This is a genomic window from Tardiphaga sp. 619_E2_N8_4 (assembly GCF_051810905.1).
In the GTDB taxonomy this organism is placed as follows: Bacteria; Pseudomonadota; Alphaproteobacteria; order Rhizobiales; family Xanthobacteraceae; genus Tardiphaga; species Tardiphaga robiniae.
In genome coordinates, this window is record NZ_JBPWQJ010000001.1 from 5402871 (window position 1) to 5423448 (window position 20578).

Here is a 20578-nt window from a genome sequence, read left to right on the forward strand (position 1 = left end):
AAAAGGCCGGTTTTCCATCGATACGCGTCGTCACGGAGTCCCCGCAAAGCTCACGCCTCGGCAGCCAAGCGCACACGCGCCGCCAGCGTTAACCTTCGGCCTTCCTGGTAAACAAAGTGTAAAGGGGATGGGCGCAGAGCGCGATTTGATGCGGCTGTGGAAGACTTTAGCCGAGGTGTGGCCGACGCGCCCGAGGGAACTGCGGCAGCTTCATGGCCGGCATCGCCGGTTGCCGGAATTAACGCGGGGGATCGGGTTGCGGCAATGCTCGCGGTTGAAACTCCGTCATGCCCGGCCTTATGCCGGGCATCCACGTCTTCGCAGCAAAGTAAGGCGTGGATGGCCGGGACAAGCCCGGCCATGACGGAGTGAGATAACTGGCTGGCTAGCCACCTGCCCGTTTCACCGCGAGCTCGATCTGGCCGTTCAAAAAATCCACAAAACTGATCCCCTGGGCGTTGAGCGCCTTGGGATAGAGCGAAGCCTTGGTCAGGCCCGGAAGCGTATTGGTCTCCAGATAGACTGGGCCTTTGGCCGACACGATGAAGTCCGACCGCGAATAGCCGCGGCACGACATCGCGCGGTGCGCCTTGACCGCGAAATCCATGATCGCCGCGGAAACCTCCGGCGTGAAACGCCCGGGGCAGATTTCCTGCGTCGATTTGGCGAGATACTTCGCCTCATAATCGAAACCGCCATCGGCCGGAATGATCTCGATCGGCGGCAATGCGATCAGCGAGCCATCGGCCTGCTCCAGCACGGCGCAGGTCGCCTCAACGCCGGCGACGAACGGCTCGATCACATAATCCTCGGTCTTGGCTGCGTTGCGCACAGCGACGAAATCCTGCTTCGCATTGACGAACATCAGGCCGTAGCTCGATCCATCGCGCGCAGGCTTGGCGATCAGCTTGCCGTATTCTGCAAGTGCCGCTTCCATATCGTTCAATGCGACACCCGCCGCGATCGGCACGCCTGCGATGACCGCGAAACGCTTGGCGCCGACCTTGTCGAAAGACAGATTGGATGATGCCGAACCGGAACCGGTGAACGGGATGCCGCGCATTTCGCACATCACCTGCAGCTCACCATTCTCCGCAGCGCCGCCATGCATGCCGAGCACCAGCACACGGTTCTCGGCTTGGGCCTTGTCGAGCGCCTGCGTCAGCACGCCGATGCTGCTGCCACCGGGCTTGAACGGATCCTCGAACGGACGATCATGGGAGAGCAGCGCCGTGCCCGACGTCTCGTAGACGCGGTCATCGGCATCCCAGAACCACAGATCCGCATCGGGCAACGCGCTGTGCAGGGCCTGTGCGGAGGCCACCGACACCAGACGCTCCTTGTTCAGGCCACCAAACATGATGGTGATCCGCTGAGGTCTCGCCTGCTCCGTCATCGTGTCGTCTCCGAACCCATCCGCGAATCGCGCCTTTGCCGACAAGGCAATAGCATCACGCTAGCCGAGTCATATAATGCCTTGTCGGGGGCGGTTTTGCGAGCCCGCCCCGCGGTGACATGGAAGCGACCTGATGATCAGAGCCTGGCTCGAACTCTCTACCTTCGGCATCTTCGCGACGCTGGGCACCATCTATTACGGAGTCGCACTGATCCTCGTGGGGCTGACATCCAGCCGGCTGCTGTCGATGCGGCTGAAGTCCATCCACGGCATCGTCGCGCCCTTCTTTTCCTCGGTGGCCATCCTGTTCGGCCTGCTCACGGGCTTCCTTGCCAGCGACGTCGGCGACCGTAATCGCCAGGCCGTCCGCGCCGTTCAGATCGAGGCCGGCGAGCTGCGCAACATCCACACGCTGAGCGTGGCATCGGTCACCGACATGTCCAACATACGCGCCGCGCTGAAGGCCTATGTGACATCGGAAGTGACGGAGGAATGGCCGGCAATGCTGCTCGGCCTGAAGTCGCCGCGCACCGATGTGGCCTATGACAGCCTGCTGCGCGAAATCAGCGATCCCGCCATCACGCGCGATGCCAGCAACACGGTGCATGGGGCGCTGATGGGCGCCTCGATCCGCGCGGGGACCGCGCGCAATGACCGGCTCAGCCTGTCGACCGACCACACCAACGATCTGAAATGGACGTCGGTGCTGCTGCTCGGGCTGATCACGCAACTGGCGCTGGCGCTGGTGCATCTGGAACGTCCGCGGGCCATGCTCGCGGCGCTCACGGTGTTCGCCAGCGGCGCCATCGTCGCGCTCGGCATTATCGCGCTGCAGGAGCATCCGTTCGACGGCGCCTTCCGCGTCGCCCCTGCGCCGCTGGAAAATCTGCTGAGCATCAGCGAGGCCGGACCGGCGTCGGCACTACCGCCACCGCCGAAATAGCAGCCAAAACGTTTCCGAGCGAAGTGGTGCCGGTTCGCGTTAAGGAAATGCGTCAGACATATCGTGTTACGGCGCGACGCCGATGCGCTTAATTTCCCAATGCAGATCGATGCCCGACTGCGCCAGCACGCGCGCGCGCACGGTCTCGCCGAGCGTTTCGATATCGCTCGCCGTGGCATCGCCGGTGTTGATCAGGAAATTGCAGTGCATCTCCGACACCTGCGCGCCGCCGACGCGCAGGCCGCGGCAGCCAGCGGCATCGACCAGCTTCCACGCGCTGTGACCGGGCGGGTTCTTGAACGTGGAGCCGCCGGTCTTTTCGCGGATCGGCTGCGCGGTCTCGCGATGCGCCTGCACCTCGTCCATCCGCGCGCGAATGGCTGCGGGCTTTGTAATCGTTCCGCGGAATCTCGCTGAGGTGAAGATGATCGAGGGATCGACGCCGGAATTGCGATAGACGAACGCCATGCCGGCATTATCGAAGACGTGCTTCGTGCCATCGCGGCCGATGGCGGTGGCCTCGATCAGTACATCCTTGGTCTCGTCGCCATTGGCGCCGGCATTCATCCGCAGCGCGCCGCCGATGGAGCCGGGAATGCCGAAGTAGAATTCGAGACCGCCGACATTCGCCGCTGCCGCCGTCTCTGCCACGCGCTTATCGAGCGCAGCCGTGCCGGCGCTGACAATGTCGCCATCGGCTGACGTTGCGCCGAAGCCGCGCGGGCTCAGGCGAATGACAACGCCTTCGATGCCGCCATCGCGCACGATGAGATTGGAGCCGACGCCGACGACGGTGACCGGAATATCGCTCGGCAGCTTCGACAGGAAGTAAGCGAGGTCGTCTTCATCGGCTGGCGTGAACAACACCTGCGCCGGACCACCGACGCGAAACCATGTCAGCGGTGCGAGGGACTCGTTCGCGAGCAGACGCCCGCGCAGATCGGGCATCGCGGATTTGAGTGAGGGGGTGATGTCGGGGAAGGTCATAGCGTGTTTTGCACGGTGCGAAGTGTGCACCCTCCCCCCTTGCGGGGGAGGGTGGCGCGTAGCGCCGGGAGGGGGGAAGCCGCAGGCGCCGGCGCTCGGGGTTCCCCCCCTCCCCGACCCTCCCCCGCAAGGGGGGAGGGAGCGCAGCGGCGTGTGTTGCGATGCTGATATCAAACATCAACAATCCCTACCCCAGCGCCTTCAATTCGCCCGGCAATGCATAAGCCCATTGCGTGATGTTGCCTGCACCCAAGCACACGACCGTATCGCCCGACTTCGCTACGCCCGCGACAAGACCAGCAAGCGCCGCCGACTCCTGCAGCGGGATCACCTCGCGATGGCCGTGGGCGCGCAGGCCGAGCACGAAATTGTCGCGGTCGATGCCCTCGATCGGTGCTTCGCCGGCGGGATAGACGTCGGCGACGATCACGGTGTCGGCGTCGTTGAAGCAGGTGCAGAATTCCTCGAACAGCGACTGCAGGCGCGTGTAGCGATGCGGCTGCACCACGGCGATCACCTTGCCTGCGGTGCTTTCACGCGCGGCGCGCAGCACGGCGGAAATCTCCACGGGGTGATGGCCGTAGTCGTCGATAATGGTGACGCCGTTCCACTCACCGGTCTTGGTGAAGCGGCGCTTGACGCCGCCGAAGCCCGCGATGGCCTTGCGGATCGCCTCATCGGACATGCCGAGTTCATGCGCGACGGCGATCGCTGCCGTGGCATTGAGGGCGTTGTGACGGCCTGGCATCGGCAGCAGCAGATTGTCAATCTCATGCGCGGTGCCGGCCTTGCGGTCGCGGAACGCGACCTTGAAGGACGAGCCGCCATTGGCAGGCTTCAGATCGACCAGCCGCGCATCGGCCTGCGGGTTCTGTCCGTAAGTGATGATGCGGCGATCCTCGATCTTGCCGACGATGCTCTGCACCACGGGGTGATCGATGCACATGACAGCGAAGCCGTAGAAAGGCACGTTCTCGACGAAGTGGCGGAACGCGTCCTGCACGGCATCGAAGGTCTTGAAGTGATCGAGATGTTCGGGATCGACATTGGTGACGATGGCGACATCGGCCGGCAGCTTCAGAAAGGTGCCGTCGCTCTCGTCGGCTTCGACCACCATCCACTCGCCGGCGCCGAGCCGCGCATTGGTGCCATAGGCATTGATGATGCCGCCATTGATGACGGTGGGATCGAGTTCGCCGGCATCGAGCAATGCGGCGACCATCGACGTCGTTGTGGTCTTGCCATGGGTGCCCGCGATAGCGACGCAGCTCTTCAAGCGCATCAGCTCGGCGAGCATCTCGGCGCGGCGCACGACAGGGATGCGCTGCGCGCGCGCGGCCATCAGCTCCGGATTGTCGCGCTTGATCGCCGTGGAGACCACGAGCACGTCGGCGCCCGACACGTTATCGGCCTTGTGGCCGACATGGATGGTGATGCCCTTCTCGCGCAGACGATTGACGTTGGCGCTTTCGGAGGCGTCCGAGCCCTGCACGGTGTAGCCGAGATTGCACAGCACCTCGGCAATGCCGCTCATGCCGATGCCGCCGATACCGACAAAGTGAATGGGTCCGATTTCGCGCGGCAGTCTCATGGGGCGTCTCTATGTTCCATCATGTCCGGGCAGCGCGAAACGAGCTTCGCTGGACGTCCGGGCATCCAAGCTCGTTCGAGCAGATGACTCCTTCAAACAGACGTGGATGGCCGGGACAAGCCCGGCCATGACGAAAAAGACGGAAATTTGGCTTGCGGATCAGGCGAATCCGCCTTGAGCACCCTATTCCGCCGGCGCGGGAACCGGCGCCGGTGCGCGATCCGCACGATTGGCAATGAGCGCCACAGCGACCCCAGCCAGCGGAGCGAGCGCCGCGACCCATGGCACCGCGCTCAGACCGCCATGCGCAATCACCGCGCCGCCAAGCCACGCGCCAATGGCATTGCCGAGATTGAACGCGGCAATGTTGAAGCTCGACGCGAGACTCTGGCCGGCGCCCTCGGCCTTGCGTAGCACCGCCATCTGCAAGGGCGACGCGGTGGCGAAGGCCGTGGCACCCAGCAGCGCGATAGCGATGATGACGGCGACCTGATTATGCGCGGCGAAGGTGATCAGCACGAGCGTCACCGCCAGGGCCAGCAGGCTGCCGAACACGCTGCCCGCCGGCCAGCGATCGGCAAGACGTCCGCCGGCCAGATTGCCGACGATGGCGCCCGCGCCGAACACCAGCAGGATCGGCGACACGGCCGCATCGGAGAAGCCAGAAATCTTCGTCAGGATCGGCGCGACATAAGTGAACAGCGCGAAGATGCCGATCCAGCCCAAAATTGTTGTGAGCAGGCCGAGCAGCACCTGAGGCCGCGCCAGCACTGCGAGATCGTCGGACAGCTTGCTGTGTTCTTCCGGCGCCTTGACCGGTGGCACCAGCAGCGCCACTGCGGCCATCGCAACCATTCCCACCAGCGTCACCGCGTAGAAGGTCGCGCGCCAGCCATAGCCCTGCCCGAGCCACGTCCCGAACGGCACGCCGAGAATGGTCGCCACCGTCAGGCCGGCGAACATGATGGAGATCGCCGACGCCTTCTTGTTCTCGGGCACGAGGCTCGTCGCCACCACCGAGCCGACGCCGAAGAACGTGCCATGCGCAAAGGCCGTCAACACGCGGGCGGCCATCAGGCTCCAGTAATCCGGCGCCAGGGCGCAAGCGAGATTACCCAGCGTGAAGATGCCCATCAGCACCAGCAGCACGGTTTTGCGCGGCCAGCGACTGGTGGCGATGGTCATGATCGGGGCGCCGAGCACGACACCCAGCGCATAGCCCGAGATCAGCAGACCCGCGGCCGGGATCGACACGCCGAGGTCGCCGCCGACCTCGATGAGAAGACCCATGATGACGAATTCGGTGACGCCAATTCCGAAGGCGCCGGCGGTAAGCGCGTAGAGTGCAAGAGGCATGAACGTGGTGTCCCGTGGGTGAAGCGGGCCAATTGCCCGACGACGGGAGATGTGGACCTCCTGACATTGATGAGATAGACGTGGCATAGGAACAATATTTGTGAATTGAATTCACTCAACGAATTACGGCCAGATGTCACGACTGGACGTCAACCGCTCCGGCGAGATGGAAGTGTTCACCCGCGTGGTCGAGCTCGGCGGTTTTTCGACCGCGGCGCGGGCCTTCCGGATGACGCCCTCTGCCGTCAGCAAACTGGTGGCGCGGCTGGAAGCACGGCTCGGCGTGCGGCTGATCAACCGCTCGACGCGCAAGCTGCAACTGACCCCCGAAGGCAGTGCTTTCTACGAGCGCGCACTACGCATTCTCGACGAGATCAGCGCGGCCGAACGCGAGGCCGCCATCGGCGCCACACCGAGCGGCCTGCTGCGCGTCAATACCAGCGTGCCCTTCGGCCTGCGTCTCCTGCTGCCGCTGCTGCCGGATTTCGCGAAGCGCTATCCGGACATCAAGGTCGAGGTCGTTCTGACGGATCTCGTGGTGGATCTCCTGGAAGAGCGCGCCGATGTCGCCATTCGCGTTGGCTTGATGCGCGAGTCACGACTGTTGGCGCGCAAACTCGGCGAGAGCCGGATGGTGGTGGTTGCCGCGCCGGACTATCTCAAAGAGCGCGGCGCACCCAAGACGCCGGATAATCTCGCTGACCATAATCTGCTGCGCTTCGGCTTCGCCAAGTGGGAAAACGGCTGGCCGTTCAAGATCGGCGGCGAGACAATCGCCGTGATGCCGTCAGGCAATGCCCTCGTCAGCGACGGCGAAGCGATGCAGCACCTTGCCGTGGCCGGCATGGGCCTCGCGCGGCTCGCACGCTTTCACGTCGAGGCCGATATCAAGGCCGGCCGGCTGGTGCCGGTGCTCGAAGCTTTCAATCCAGGCGACATCGAACCGATCCACGCGGTGTTCGTCGGCCACGGCGGACAATTGCCGGCAAGGGTGCGGGCGTTTCTGGATTATCTGGTGGAGACCGTGAGGCTGTAGCGTTTCAGCACCTCGTCGTCATGCCTCCGCTGTGCCCATTACTTGAAAGGCACTGATCGGCGGAGGCAGCCCCGGCGGTTTCTCGCCCGTGAAAAATGCAGCGAGATACATCTTTCCAAGCAGATGCCTGGTCTCCAACGCGTCGGGCGCCAGCCGCCCGTCGCGCAAGGCTTGCCGGAATTCCGCAAGTGTAGGAGCCGAAAGGTCCGTGTCCGGCACCGAGCGCGACGCGGTCGCTACGGCGCTGAACTGGACGCCCGCATAAAACAGACGGGTGAGCGCGCGCATCAATTCGAGACGATCGCGCAGGCCGCGATCAGGCGGCTGACCGAGCCATGCCTGCAAAAGCACCTCTTCGAGTTCAGGTGACGGCGCAAAATTATCGAGCATGGTCGCCATGTCGACGACAGGATCGTTGCAATAGGCCGACTCCCAATCGACCAGCCACAGACGCTCGCCATCGAACAGAAGGTTGCGCGGCAGGATATCGTTGTGGCTGGAAACCGCCTCGTCGCTATTCCACGTATAGGCGCTACGGAGGTCTGCCAGACGCTGCGTGTGGGCATCGAGCACGCCAGGCGCAAACAGATTTGTGCGGCAGACATGGGCCCACAGCCGGGCGGTGATGTCCGGATAATCGACGAAGCGCCCGAACCTCGGCGTCGCCTGCAGGCGCCGCAGCATTTCTCCCAGCGCCTGTGCCAAAGCATGGGGACCGCCGGGATAGGACTGCAGAGGCTGTTCGACGATGAAGTCCATCACCGCCACACGGGCGACCTCGTCCACATGATAGAGCCGCGGCGCGATCCCTGCCTCTGCAGCGATGCGCATCGACGTATATTGATGCGGGTTGCGCAGCGGACTGGCAAAGCCCTCCATGCGCAATACGTAGCGGCGATCGCCGGCGGCTACTCGATAGACAAAAGCACCCGAGACGCCACCCGGAATCGGCCGGATGGAATCGATGGTTGCAGAACCGACGGACGCCCTGAGCGCAGCCTGCGCGATCTCGCGGTGCGTCATCGGAATATTGGAAAGATGCTCTCCGCTCATTGTCCCCCCGGGCGAACCGCGTGGGGACGACGTGTAGCAGAACCGATGACCTAAATCTTCGCGACCTTGGCAACCAGATCCGCCAGCCGCTCTGCTGCATCGAGCTTGCCGACCTTGCGCGCACCTGCAGCCATCGCGGTCAACCGCGCCGGCGCGCCGGCCAGCGCCGAGATTTCAGCCGCCAGACGATCCGGCGTAAAGTCGCTCTGCGCGATGCGGAGTGCGCCGCCGGCATCGGCAAGCACACCGGCATTGGCGAACTGATCCTGATCGAGCGCACCGGGCAGCGGCACCAGAATGGACGGACGGCCGATGGCGCCAAGTTCGGCGACGGTGCCCGCACCGGAGCGCGAGATCACAAGTTGGCTCGATGCGAGACGCGCGGGGAGATCGCTGAAGAACGGCGCGAGTTCGGCCTTGATCTTGAGCTTGTCGTAAACGGCACGCACGCGGCTCATGTCTTCGTCGCGCACCTGTTGTGTGAGGACGAGACGATTCCACAGCGCCGGTTCGAGACGCTCGATCGCCGGCGGCACGATATCGGCCATGATGCGCGCGCCCTGGCTGCCGCCGACGACGAGCAAGCGGAATGGCCCGGTGAGATCCGGCGCGGCATAGGGGACGGCAGCAGCGGCGAGGATCGCCGGGCGCATCGGGGTGCCTGTGGTGGTGGTCTTCTTCGACAATTCGGGATCGCGGTCGAGCACGCCGGGCAGCGATGTGGCGATGGCGCTGACCTTGCCGGACAGCATGCGGTTGGCGCGGCCCATGACGGCGTTGGAATCGTGAATGAGGGTGGGAATGCCGAACAGACGCGCGGCAAACAGTGGCGGCACAGTCGGATAGCCACCGAAGCCGATCACCGCCGCTGGCTTCAGGCTGCGCATCAGATTCAGCGCCATCGCGGTGCCAGCAGCGAGCATGATCGCGGTGCGGGCTAGCGAGATGGGATTGCGGGAGCGCACCGTCTCGCTCGGCACCACATCGATCATCTCGCGCGAAAACAGCCCGCTATATTTCAGCGCCCGCGCATCGGTGACGAGCCGGACGCGCAGCCCGCGCTTCATCAGCGCGACGCCGAGCGCTTCCGCCGGAAACAGATGTCCGCCGGTGCCGCCCGCCGCCAGCAATATGAGGGGCGCGGTACTCATCACGCGTAAGTGCGCGCGACGTGGGCGTCGATCGCCTCGACTTCGGTGCGCGGGCGCATCCGCGTCAAAGCGAGCAGCATGCCGACGCTGTAAGCCAGCGAGATCATCGACGAGCCGCCATAGGAGATGAAGGGCAGCGTCATGCCCTTGGCGGGGATCAGATGCAGATTGACCGCCATGTTGATCGCCGCCTGCACGCCGAACAGGATCGCGAGGCCCGAGGCAGCGAAGCGCGAGAACAGATCTTCGGTGGCGTAAGCGCGCGACATCGCGCGGATCACGATGAAGGCAAACAGGCTAAGCACGGCGAGGCACAGCAGGATGCCGAACTCTTCGGCGCCGACGGCGAAGACGAAGTCGGTGTGGCTGTCCGGCAGGCTGCGCTTGGCGATGCCCTCGCCCGGCCCGAGGCCGAACCAGCCGCCATTCGAAAACGCTTCCATCGCGGTATCGACCTGGAACGTGTCGCCCGAGGCGGGGTCCATGAAGCGTTTGATACGGCCGGCCACGTGCGGCACCAGGAAGTAAGCCATCAAGAGTCCACCTGCCGCGGTGGCGCCGAGGCCGAACACCCAGACCATGCGCATGCCGGCGATGAAGAACAGCGACCCCCAGGCCATCAGGATCAGCATAGTCTGACCGAAGTCAGGCTGCATCACCAGCAGCGACACCAGCATCATCAGCAGGACGATGGCCATGGAGGTCGCCGGCATTTCCGGCTTGCGCGCGGATTCCGAGAATAGCCAGGCGGCGATGACGACGAAAGCCGGCTTGGCGGATTCAGATGCCTGGATGTTGATGCCGAGGATGGTGATCCAGCGCTTGGCGCCCTTCACTTCCGGCCCGATCAGCAAGGTCGCCAGGATCAGCACGATGGAGATCGCGAACACGACCAGCGCCGAGCGGCGGATCTGCCGCGGCGTCATGAAGGACACGCCGATCAGTACGATAATCGACGGCACCAGGAACAGGATGTGCCGGTTGAAGAAGTGGAACGGATCAAGCCCGATGCGGGTCGCCACCGGCGGCGACGCCGCGAGCGAGAGGATCACCCCCGCCAGCATCAGCGCGATGATCGCCGCCAGCAGCAGGCGGTCCACGGTCCACCACCATTCGCTGAGCGGGGTGCGTTGTTCGCGAGAGATCATAAGCGCGTCCTGCGGGTCGATGAACTCCTATCGATGGGCCATCGTGGTTGCCAGACGGTTAATGGATTGTGAAAATTTGGCTCCATTCAGGGCGGCCAGCGGCGGGCTGTGACTGCAGGGTGCGTGAAATCGGAATAGTCGATGACGAGATTCGCGCGGTTTTGCGGGTCGTTCTCTTGCAGATACAGGCGCTGGCCTTCGATATAACGCCGGTTGGACGCGGCATCCACATCAGCCGATCCGTATCCGGGGCCGCGACCGGCGCCGCGCGGGATGGTGATGGCGAATGGCGCATCCAGAAAAATCGACAGGTTCCAGACATCCCTGAGTTCCGGTCGATGCAGGAAGATGCCGTCGAAGACGAGGACAGCATCGGGATCGGCAATCGACCAGCAAGCGGCGACCGGGGCGTTCACGGTGTGATCGAAGATGGCAGGGCAATAGACGCGTGAGCCGCCGGATCCGAGAGGATCGAGCAGTACTTTCCGCAACTCAACATAATTGTAGGAGTCCGCGTAAAAGCCACGTGGAGAGGTTTTCCCCTGCCGGTATCGGATCTCGCGCGTATTATGAAAGCTGTCCACGGAGGCGCGGATAACGGGCCGTCCGAGCGTGCCGATTACACGCGCGAGCGTGTCCGCGAACACCGTCTTTCCTACACCGTCCACGCCATCGATCCCGACGCGGAGGATCGAGCCCGTCGCATGATGCCGAATAAATTCGGCGATCTCTGCGATCAGCGGCGACGTGTCCTTGCGATCATCCGACGGCTCAATCATCAACGCCCCCTGCACGGTGCGATCAAATGACCTCGACTGTTGGCTCCTAACAGCCGCGTGATATTCCCTCGACTGAGCCAGAACACGTCGGCTGATACTGGATCGTGAAGATCGCGCCTTAAACCGCCCTCACCCCATCCAGCGCCAGCACCAGTTCCCTGAACCGGTCGCCGCGGATTTCGAAATTGCGGAACTGGTCGAATGAGGCGCAGGCGGGTGACAGCAGCACGACCGGCTCTGTCAGCCCGGCTTCGGCGGCATCGCGCGCGGCATTGGCCACCGCGACGTCGAGGCTGACGCTGATCTCGTATGGCACCTTGCCGTCCAGCGTCTGCGCGAAGTCGTTCGCTGCCTCACCGATCAGATAGGCGCCGCGGATGCGCGGGAAGAATTCGGCGAGCGAGGTGATGCCGCCCTCCTTCTGCTTGCCGCCGGCGATCCAGAAGATGTCGTTAAAGGACGACAGCGCTTTCGCCGCAGCGTCCGCATTGGTGCCCTTGGAGTCGTTGACGAACAACGTCGCGCCCTGACGCCCGACCTGCTCCATGCGATGGGCAAGACCGGGAAAGCTGCGCAGGCCCTTCTGCAGCACGGCCGGGCTGACGCCGAGCGCCAGCGCTGCGGCCGAGGCACAGGCGGCGTTCTGCGCATTATGCAAGCCACGCAGCGAGCCGATACCCGCGATATCGACGACATCGCTCTGCGCGCCGCCGGCATTGCGCACGATGGTGCTGCCACGGATGGTGAGGCCATCGGCCAGTGGATGTTCGACGGAGACGCGAACCACGCGCTTGCCGGATTGTTCGATGCGATCAGCGGCTTTGCTGCACCAGTCGTCGTCGACACCGATGATGGCCGTGCCGCCCGCCTGCACGCCGGCGACGAGACGCTCCTTCACCGCAGCGTAATGCGCCAGCGTGCCGTGACGATCGATATGATCGGGCGTCACGTTGAGCAGGATGCCGACGGACGGATCGAGCGAGGGCGTGAGATCGATCTGATAGGACGACATCTCGATCACATGGACGCGGCCAGCGCGCGGTGGCTCGAGCGACAGGATCGCGGTACCGATATTGCCGCCCATCTGCGTATCGAAACCGGCCTCGCGCATCAGATGCGCAACAAGCGCCGTCGTCGTCGATTTGCCATTGGTGCCGGTGATGGCAACGAAGGGCGCATCGGGCGCATGCAGCTTGCGCTCGCGGCAGAACAGTTCGATGTCGCCGATAACCTCGACGCCTGCTGCTTTCGCAGCGACGACTGTCCAATGCGGCGCCGGATGCGTCAGCGGCACACCGGGCGTCAGGATCAGAGCCGCAAAACTGCCCCACGCGACCGTGCGCAGATCGGCGGTGATGAAACCGGCCTGCGTGGCCTGGACCATCCTGTCGATGCTGTCGTCACAGGCGATGACTTCAGCACCGCCCGCCTGCAGCGCGTGGCAGGACGCGAGGCCGGAGCCACCGAGGCCGAACACGGCGACGGTCTTGCCGGCGAATGAGGTGACGGGGATCAAAGCAACGCTCCGTTTGCTTTCTTGTCCCCTCTCCCCTTGCGGGAGAGGGTGGCGCGTAGCGCCGGGAGAGGGGTGTCAACAAGCGACGTCCGGCGTGCGTGGCCCCCCTCTCCCCGGCCCTCCCCCGCAAGGGGGGAGGGAGCACTACGCGCGGCGCTCCATCTCATTTCAATCACCGCAGCTTCAGCGTGGAGAGGCCGACCAGCGCCAGCATCACCGAGATGATCCAGAAGCGGATCACGATCTGCGGCTCGGTCCAGCCCTTCTGCTCGAAGTGGTGATGGATCGGCGCCATGCGGAACACGCGCTTGCCGGTGAGCTTGAAGGACGTGACCTGCACGATCACCGAGACGGCCTCCAGCACGAACAGGCCGCCGATCACCGCGAGCACGATCTCGTGCTTCACGGCCACCGCGATGGAGCCGAGCATACCGCCCAGCGCCAGCGAGCCGGTATCGCCCATGAAAATCGAGGCCGGCGGCGCGTTGAACCAGAGGAAGCCAAGCCCTGCCCCGAGCACCGCGCCGCAGAGCACAGCGAGTTCACCGGTGCCGGCGACATAGTTGATCTGCAGGTAGTCGGAGAACACCGCGTTGCCGGCGAGATAGGCGATCATGCCGAACGAGGCCGATGCGATCATGACAGGCACGATGGCGAGACCGTCGAGACCGTCGGTGAGGTTCACGGCATTGCCAGCGCCAACGACGATGAAGGCGCCGAACAGCACGAAGAACCAGCCGAAATTCACGATCACGTCCTTGAGGAACGGGATCACCAGCGAGGAGGACAGTGGATCGCGGCCGAGCTTGACGAAGGCGAAACAGGCGGCGCCTGCGATGATGAATTCGATCAGCAGACGCGTGCGACCGGCAAAGCCCTTGTGGCTCTGCTTGGTCACTTTCAGATAGTCGTCGTAGAAACCGACGAAGCCGAAGCCGAGGGTGACCGCCAGCACGATCCAGACATAGGGATTGCGCGGATTGGCCCAGAGCAGCGTGGAGACCACCAGGCCGGACAGGATCATCAGCCCGCCCATGGTCGGCGTGCCCACCTTGACCAGATGCGACTGCGGGCCGTCAGTGCGGATCGGCTGGCCCTTGCCCTGGCGCAGACGCAGATTGTCGATGATCCAGGGTCCGAACAGGAACACGAACAGTGCGCCGGTGACCACTGCGCCGCCGGTGCGGAAGGTGATGTAGCGGAACACGTTGAACACCGGCACGGTGCCCGCGAAGTCGATCAGCCAGTAGAACATTCAGTCCGCCCTATACCGCGGCGTCGTCGAGCGCGGCGTTGCCGGGAAAGCGCTTTTCGAGCGCGGAGACAATCGGTTTCATCTTCGAGCCGAGCGAGCCCTTGACCATGATGGCGTCACCGGCGCGGATCGCGGCCAGCACCTGCGATTCGAGCGCCGCCGCATCCCCGGCATAGCCGCCCCGCTTGCCCGTGGAAAGGGCGTCCCAAAGATTGCGCATCAGGGGACCACAGCAAAATACCAGATCGATGCCGTTGGACTGCACCGCATCCAGCAGCCCGGCATGAAGTTTCGCGCCATCGGCGCCGAGTTCGAGCATGTCGCCCAGCACCACGATGCGGCGACCCTTCGGCCCGACAGCCGCAGCGCCCAGCACGTTGATGGCGGCCGCCATCGAAGCCGGATTGGCATTGTAGCTCTCATCAATCAGCGTCGCCTCGCCGCCTGGCACTTCGAGCACATGGCGAGCGCCGCGGCCCACAGCGGGCACGACCTGCGACAGCGTCAGCGCGGCATGAACGAGATCGGCGCCCATCAATTCGGCTGCCGCCAGCACCGCCAGCGAATTCATCGCCATGTGGCGGCCGGGCATGCCAAGCTTGTAGGTGACGTCATGGCCGAGAATGTTGGCATGCACCGCCGAACAGGTCGGATGCAATGAGACGTCGAGCAGCCGTGCCTCAGCCTTCTGGTCGGCGCCGAACGAGACGATGCGCGAGACGCCGGCCTTCTTGGCGCTCTTCTGCAGCCGCGCGAATTGCGCGTTGTCGCGGTTGAGGATCGCGACGCCATCGTGCTCAAGCCCCGAGAAGATTTCGGCCTTGGCGTCGGCGATCGCTTCAACGCCCGCGAAGAATTCCAGATGCACCGGCTCGACGGTGGTGATGACGGCGTAATGCGGCCGGACCATCTTCACCAGCGTCTCGATTTCGCCGGCGTGATTCATACCGATCTCGAAGATCGCGAAACGTACATCGGCCGGGCAGCGCGCCAGCGTCAACGGCACGCCCCAGTGATTGTTGAACGAGGCGACCGAGGCATGTGTCTTGCCCTGCGCTTCCAGCACGCGGCGCAGCGCTTCCTTGGTCGAGGTCTTGCCGACCGAACCGGTGATTGCGATGATCGGCGCCTTCAGACGTGCACGCGAGGCGATGCCGAGTTCGACGAGCGCTGCGAGCACGTCGTCGACCACCAGCAGGCGCGCATCGGCGGAAAACTTGTCACGCTGCGCCGCTTCGACCACAGCGAGACCAGCGCCGGCTTTCAGCGCGGCCTCGACGAAGGCATGGCCGTCATGCACGTCGCCCTTGATCGCGAAATAGGCCTCGCCCGGCTTGATGGTGCGGGTATCGATGGAGATGCCGGTGATGCCTTCCGGCAGCGCGCCCTGTATTGTGGCGTGCATCGCGTCGGCCATCGCGGCAGATGTCCAAAGAAACTCGCTCATGCAGTCCTCTTGGCAAGCGCCGCTGCGGCGGCCTCGTGATCGCTGAACGGCAGCGTGCGGTCACCGACGATCTGTCCGGTCTCGTGGCCCTTGCCGGCGATCAGCAGGGCATCGCCGGGCTGCAGACCCTCGACGGCCACGCGAATGGCTTCGGCGCGATCACCGATTTCGATGGCGCCTTTCGCAGCGGCCAGAATGGCAGCGCGGATGGTGGCAGGATTCTCGCTGCGCGGATTGTCATCGGTGACGATCACGCTGTCGGCATTCTCGGCGGCAATCTCGCCCATCAGCGGCCGCTTGCCGGCATCGCGATCACCGCCGGCGCCGAACACCACGACGAGCTTGCGCTTTGCGTAAGGGCGCAGGGCCTGCAGTGCCTTCGCCAGTGCATCCGGCTTGTGTGCGTAATCGACGAACACCGGCGCGCCATTGTGCGCGCCGACCTGCTCGAGACGCCCCTTGGCGCCTTGGAGATGTTCGAGCGCGGCGAATGTCGCATCGACATCACCGCCGGTACCGATCACAAGACCGGCCGCGACCAGCGCGTTCTCGATCTGGAATTCACCGACCAGTGGCAGCTTGATCTGATGGCTCTTGCCGCGATGCTCAAGTGTGAGTTTCTGCGCGAAGCCTTCGACCGTGGCCTCCACAAGGCGAATACCCTCGCCCACGCCGTCGCCCTTGCGACCGACCTTCATCAGACGCAGGTGGCGCGACTGTGCGGCATGGATCACCTGCGGCGAATGCTCATGATCGGCAGCGATCACGGCAACGCCGCCGTCAATGACGAGATTGAGAAACAGACGCAGCTTGGCACTGAGATAGTGCGCGACATCCGGATGGTAGTCCATGTGATCGCGCGACAGATTGGTAAAGCCGGCGGCAGAGACCCGCACGCCATCGAGCCTGAATTGATCAAGCCCGTGCGACGATGCTTCGAGCGCGAGATGCGTCACGCCCTCGCCGGTGATCTCGTCGATCTGCTTATGCAGCGAGATCGGATCCGGCGTGGTCAGCGAGCCATAGACGGTGCGCTTCGGCGAGACGAGACCGATGGTGCCGATACTTGCGGAGACGTGTCCAAGGCGCTCCCAGATTTCGCGCGCAAAGGATGCGACCGAGGTCTTGCCCGATGTCCCCGTGACGGCGGCAATGACCGCTGGCTGACGCGGATAGAATTTCGACGCCGCCAGAGCCAGCGCAAGGCGCGGATTGGGCGTGCGCACAAAGGGTACGGACAAATCGTCGGGTTTGTGGTCACTGGCGACAGCGACGGCACCTGACGCCAGTGCCTGTGCAATGAAACGCGAACCGTCGGTCTTCGCACCGGCGAGTGCAAAGAACAGATCGCCCGGTTTCACTGCGCGGCTGTCCACAGCCAGTCCGGTGACGGTGACGTCCCTTGCGGACGGCTCCATCACAGCATCAGGGTTGAACAAATCGCGTAGTTTCATGCTGCTCCGGGCAGGCCAGATCGAGTGACACATCGGGTTCGCAACGCCACGCAAACCGCATTTTGCACCGGCTGTAAAGCGCAGATGCGGCGTTACTGAGTCACCTTGGATGTCGCAAGAATAAGGCGGTCGGACGGCGCCAGATCGAAGCGCGGCTCAAGCCCCAAAAGCGGCGCGATACGGGCGATCACATTGCCCCCCGTCGGCACCGCATTCCAACCCGAGGTGATGAAACCATGGGTTTCCGGCAGCGCCTTCGGCTCGTCCAGCATCACCAGAACCTGGAATTGCGGATTGTCCATCGGCAGCACAGCGGTAAAGGAATTCAGCACCTGCTTCTTGGAATAGCGGCCGTTGACGACCTTCTCGGCCGTACCGGTCTTGCCGCCGAGATAGTAACCCTTGGCCCTGGCTTCCGCCTGCCGCGCCGAGCCGGTCTCGGCATTCAGGCGCATCATGTAACGCACCTTGTCGCTGGTCTCTTTCTTGATGACGCGCTTGCCGATCTCCCGCGCTTCCTCTTCGGTGCGCTTCAGGAAGGTCGGCGGGATCAGCAACCCGCCATTAATCATCGCATTGACGCCCATCACCGCCTGCAGCGGCGCCACGGCCATGCCGTGACCGAATGCGATGGTGATGGTGTTCAGTTCACCCCAGCGTTTCGGTACGATCGGCATCGCGCTTTCCGGCAGTTCGGTGCGCAGGCGATCGAGCTGGCCGACTTTCTTCAGGAAGGCCTTGTGCGCTTCGACGCCCTGCCCGAGCGCGATCTTCGCAGCGCCGACGTTTGACGAAAAAGTGAAGACTTCGGTGAGCGAGATCGGACGCGGCACCGGATGGGTGTCGTGGATCTTGAACTTGCCGTAGCTGAGCGGATAGCGCGCGTCATACATCGTATTGAGATTGGCCTTGCCGCTGTCCAGCGCCATCGCCAGCGTCAGCGTCTTGAAGGTCGAGCCCATTTCATAGACGCCGGTGGTCAGGCGGTTGATGCGATCGGGATCGTGCGCTTCCTTCGGATTGTTCGGATCGAAGTCGGGCAGCGAGACCATCGCGACGATCTCGCCGGTCTTCACGTTCGACACCAGGCCCGACGCCGCCTTGGCGCTGTACTTCGCCTTAGCCTTGAGCAGTTCATCACGCAGCGCGTGTTCGACGCGCAGGTCGACGGCGAGTTCGACCGGCTTCTGCAGACGATCGGAGGCGAAGCCCGCGCGATGCAGATCCGCGAGGCCATTGCTGTCGAGCCATTTCTCGATGCCGGCAATGCCCTGGTTGTCGATATTGGTCAGGCCGATCAGATGCGAGACCGCCGCGCCGCTCGGATAGACACGCTTGTTCTCGCGCAGGAAGCCGATGCCCGGAATGCCCAGCCGATGAATGTCGCGCTGCTGCTGCGGCGTGATCTCGCGCTTCAGCCAGGCAAAGCCCTTCTTGCTCATGATCCGCTCGCGCACTTCGGCGCCGTCGAGATCGGGCAATGCGCCAGTGAGCAATTCGACCGCTTCGTCCTTGTCGATGATGCGGCGAGGCTCCGAGAACAGCGATGGTGACTTCACGTCGGTCGCCAGGATCGCGCCGTTGCGGTCGACGATATCGGGACGTGCGGTCGCGATAGCGTCACGCGTGGAGCGGCGCTCCGCATGGGTGTCGCCGTTGACGGCGAACATGATCAGGCGCACGGCAATGATGCCGTACACGCCGCCGAACGCGATCATCGCAAGACCGACGCGCGCGCGTGCCTTCGCCGCACGATCGACGTTGCGCCCGTAGAGCAGGCTGCGGATCAGACGCTGGCGCCAGGGCTCCGGCGGCCGGGTGATCGGTTTGTTCGGGTCGAGTTGCGGACCTGTCACTGCGGATCCTCCGGCGCCGGCAGCGAACCGGTCACGATATCCGGATCGATGGTGTGGATCATCGCGCCGATCGGATCTGGCTCACCGGGCTTGGCGAAATTCGGCGGCCGATCCGGCAGATTTTTCATCGTGTCGAATTGCTGCGCCGTCACCGGCTGCAGCTTGAGATGACGTTCGGCCAGCCCCTGCAGCCGCATCGGCGCATCCAGCTTGGCCCATTCGGCACGCAACGACGCGATCGCATCGCGCTGTTCGCGAATATCGGCATGCAGGCGCAGCACCTTCTCGGTGCGCACCGTGGATTCCATCTTGATACGATAGACATAGGCGGCGGCGAAGACGAGAACGGCGATCACGAGAAGGTGGATGATCCGCATGGTCAGCCTCCCCTCAACACGGAGGCGAGCGTCGGCCAGCCCGGCAACGGGCCGGCATCCTGCGCCGGCGCATCGGTGCGCTCGGCGCCGCGCAGCTTCGCAGAGCGCGCGCGCGGATTGGCCTTGAGTTCGTCTTCGCCAGCGGTAATCGGGCGCTTGTTGACGAGCGAGAAGCGCGGACGGGATTGCGCGACCTCGGGCAGATGCCGCGAACCGCCGCCGGTCTTGCTGCGCTCGGTCATGAAATTCTTGACGATGCGGTCTTCCAGCGAATGGAACGAGACCACCGACAGCCGGCCGCCCGGCTTCAGCACGCGTTCGGCGGCGGCGAGCGCAGTGTGGAGTTCGTCGAGCTCTGCATTGACGAAGATGCGCAGCGCCTGGAACGTGCGCGTCGCCGGATGGATTTCGCCGGGCTTGGCCCACACGACCTTCTGCACGATATCGACGAGCTGTTTCGTCGTTTCGATGTCAGCTTCCTTGCGCGCCGCGACGATCGCGCGCGCAACAGAGCGGGAATGCCGTTCCTCGCCGAAGATATAGATGATATTGGCGAGATCGGCCTCGGAGGCCTTCGCCACCACATCGGCCGCGGTCGGCCCGTGCTGGCTCATGCGCATGTCGAGCGGGCCGTCGAAACGGAACGAGAAGCCGCGTTCGGCCTGATCGATCTGCATCGACGACACGCCGACATCCATCACGACGCCATCGACGAGCGGCTCGCCCTGGGCGGCACACACATCGGTGAGATTGGAGAAGCGATCCTCGACCAACGTGAGACGACCGTCAGACGCGTCGACCAGATCGAAACCACCGGCGATGGCCGTCCGGTCGCGATCGATGGCGATGACGCGGGTTCCCTCGGTCGCGAGAATGGCGCGGGAATAGCCGCCTGCGCCGAATGTGGCATCGACATAAATTCCACCGGCGCGCGGGCTCAGCATGTCGACGGCTTCAACGCCGAGAACGGAGATATGTCTTGTATCGGGCGTGCTCATGCGCGCGCCGGCCGGAGGCGTGCAGACAGCGCGTTCCGTTCCTTCGCATCGAGGCGCAAAATCAAACTGGACACGAACAGGCCCATGTCGCCTCAACTGTCGGCGCGCCGCCTGGCTTTTCCTCCTGAAAAGCCCGGTCGCCGCGCGATTGCGGGTTCCATTCGACGCGCCACCCGCGTTTGGCGCGGGAAAGGCCGGACGTCCGCATGGATTTGTCGGGATTGCCATGGGATTT

General features: G+C 64.0%; 17 protein-coding genes. 2 read left to right on the top strand and 15 right to left on the bottom strand.

From position 1 onward, the window contains the following. Window positions 1–385: 385 nt before the first annotated feature. Window positions 386–1396 carry a D-alanine--D-alanine ligase family protein gene (locus AB8A23_RS25755; RefSeq protein ID WP_439057689.1) on the bottom strand — a complete coding sequence of 337 codons (1011 nt, stop codon included), beginning with the start codon at window positions 1394–1396 and terminating at the stop codon, window positions 386–388. A 133-nt stretch (window positions 1397–1529) separates the two neighbouring features. Here AB8A23_RS25755 and AB8A23_RS25760 point away from each other — a divergent pair, with 133 nt between their 5' ends. Beyond that, entirely contained in the window at window positions 1530–2339 is an 810-nt protein-coding gene (locus AB8A23_RS25760; RefSeq protein ID WP_089267341.1) for a DUF4239 domain-containing protein, read from the top strand. A 66-nt stretch (window positions 2340–2405) separates the two neighbouring features. Here the strand turns inward: AB8A23_RS25760 and murB are convergent, their stop codons facing one another. The 3 genes from murB to AB8A23_RS25775 all read right to left on the bottom strand — a co-directional run bounded on the left by murB (window position 2406) and on the right by AB8A23_RS25775 (window position 6273). Beyond that, the gene (murB, locus tag AB8A23_RS25765; RefSeq protein WP_439057688.1) at window positions 2406–3326 is read right to left on the bottom strand and encodes a UDP-N-acetylmuramate dehydrogenase; all 921 of its coding nucleotides are present in this window, start codon (window positions 3324–3326) and stop codon (window positions 2406–2408) included. A 187-nt stretch (window positions 3327–3513) separates the two neighbouring features. Then, window positions 3514–4917, bottom strand: coding sequence for a UDP-N-acetylmuramate--L-alanine ligase (murC, locus tag AB8A23_RS25770; RefSeq protein WP_068734093.1), 1404 nt, complete (start codon window positions 4915–4917; stop codon window positions 3514–3516). Between the two features lie 183 nt (window positions 4918–5100). After that, window positions 5101–6273, bottom strand: a complete 1173-nt coding sequence (locus AB8A23_RS25775; RefSeq protein ID WP_120289045.1) for an MFS transporter — start codon at window positions 6271–6273, stop codon at window positions 5101–5103. Between the two features lie 133 nt (window positions 6274–6406). Between AB8A23_RS25775 and AB8A23_RS25780 the strand changes: the two genes are divergently transcribed. Then, window positions 6407–7309 (top strand): LysR family transcriptional regulator, encoded by a 903-nt coding sequence (locus AB8A23_RS25780; protein WP_184514693.1) that lies wholly within the window; start codon window positions 6407–6409, stop codon window positions 7307–7309. Window positions 7310–7327: 18 nt separating this feature from the next. On the opposite strand, the gene AB8A23_RS25785 is transcribed toward AB8A23_RS25780, so the two are convergent. The 11 genes from AB8A23_RS25785 to rsmH all read right to left on the bottom strand — a co-directional run bounded on the left by AB8A23_RS25785 (window position 7328) and on the right by rsmH (window position 20343). Beyond that, entirely contained in the window at window positions 7328–8362 is a 1035-nt protein-coding gene (locus AB8A23_RS25785) for a phosphotransferase (protein WP_439060661.1), read from the bottom strand. 50 nt (window positions 8363–8412) lie between these two features. Next, a complete protein-coding gene (murG, locus tag AB8A23_RS25790; protein ID WP_439060660.1) occupies window positions 8413–9516 on the bottom strand; it encodes an undecaprenyldiphospho-muramoylpentapeptide beta-N-acetylglucosaminyltransferase in 1104 nt (367 codons plus the stop codon). Further along, window positions 9513–10661, bottom strand: a complete 1149-nt coding sequence (gene ftsW / locus AB8A23_RS25795; RefSeq protein ID WP_089267347.1) for a putative lipid II flippase FtsW — start codon at window positions 10659–10661, stop codon at window positions 9513–9515. Before ftsW ends, murG begins: the two co-directional genes overlap by 4 nt. Window positions 10662–10747: 86 nt before the next feature. After that, on the bottom strand, window positions 10748–11440 hold the full coding sequence (locus AB8A23_RS25800) for a uridine kinase (protein WP_439060659.1): 693 nt from the start codon (window positions 11438–11440) through the stop codon (window positions 10748–10750). Between the two features lie 118 nt (window positions 11441–11558). Next, window positions 11559–12956, bottom strand: coding sequence for a UDP-N-acetylmuramoyl-L-alanine--D-glutamate ligase (gene murD / locus AB8A23_RS25805; protein ID WP_439060658.1), 1398 nt, complete (start codon window positions 12954–12956; stop codon window positions 11559–11561). Between the two features lie 172 nt (window positions 12957–13128). Further along, the gene (gene mraY, locus AB8A23_RS25810; protein ID WP_068732324.1) at window positions 13129–14211 is read right to left on the bottom strand and encodes a phospho-N-acetylmuramoyl-pentapeptide-transferase; all 1083 of its coding nucleotides are present in this window, start codon (window positions 14209–14211) and stop codon (window positions 13129–13131) included. 10 nt (window positions 14212–14221) lie between these two features. Next, the gene (locus AB8A23_RS25815) at window positions 14222–15658 is read right to left on the bottom strand and encodes a UDP-N-acetylmuramoylalanyl-D-glutamyl-2,6-diaminopimelate--D-alanyl-D-alanine ligase (RefSeq protein ID WP_439060657.1); all 1437 of its coding nucleotides are present in this window, start codon (window positions 15656–15658) and stop codon (window positions 14222–14224) included. Next, window positions 15655–17112 (bottom strand): UDP-N-acetylmuramoyl-L-alanyl-D-glutamate--2,6-diaminopimelate ligase, encoded by a 1458-nt coding sequence (locus AB8A23_RS25820; protein WP_439060656.1) that lies wholly within the window; start codon window positions 17110–17112, stop codon window positions 15655–15657. Before AB8A23_RS25820 ends, AB8A23_RS25815 begins: the two co-directional genes overlap by 4 nt. Window positions 17113–17204: 92 nt before the next feature. Continuing rightward, the gene (locus AB8A23_RS25825; protein WP_231077580.1) at window positions 17205–18968 is read right to left on the bottom strand and encodes a peptidoglycan D,D-transpeptidase FtsI family protein; all 1764 of its coding nucleotides are present in this window, start codon (window positions 18966–18968) and stop codon (window positions 17205–17207) included. Continuing rightward, a complete protein-coding gene (gene ftsL, locus AB8A23_RS25830; protein WP_089267351.1) occupies window positions 18965–19345 on the bottom strand; it encodes a cell division protein FtsL in 381 nt (126 codons plus the stop codon). Before ftsL ends, AB8A23_RS25825 begins: the two co-directional genes overlap by 4 nt. 2 nt (window positions 19346–19347) lie before the next feature. After that, entirely contained in the window at window positions 19348–20343 is a 996-nt protein-coding gene (rsmH, locus tag AB8A23_RS25835) for a 16S rRNA (cytosine(1402)-N(4))-methyltransferase RsmH (protein WP_439060655.1), read from the bottom strand. Window positions 20344–20578 lie beyond the last annotated feature (235 nt).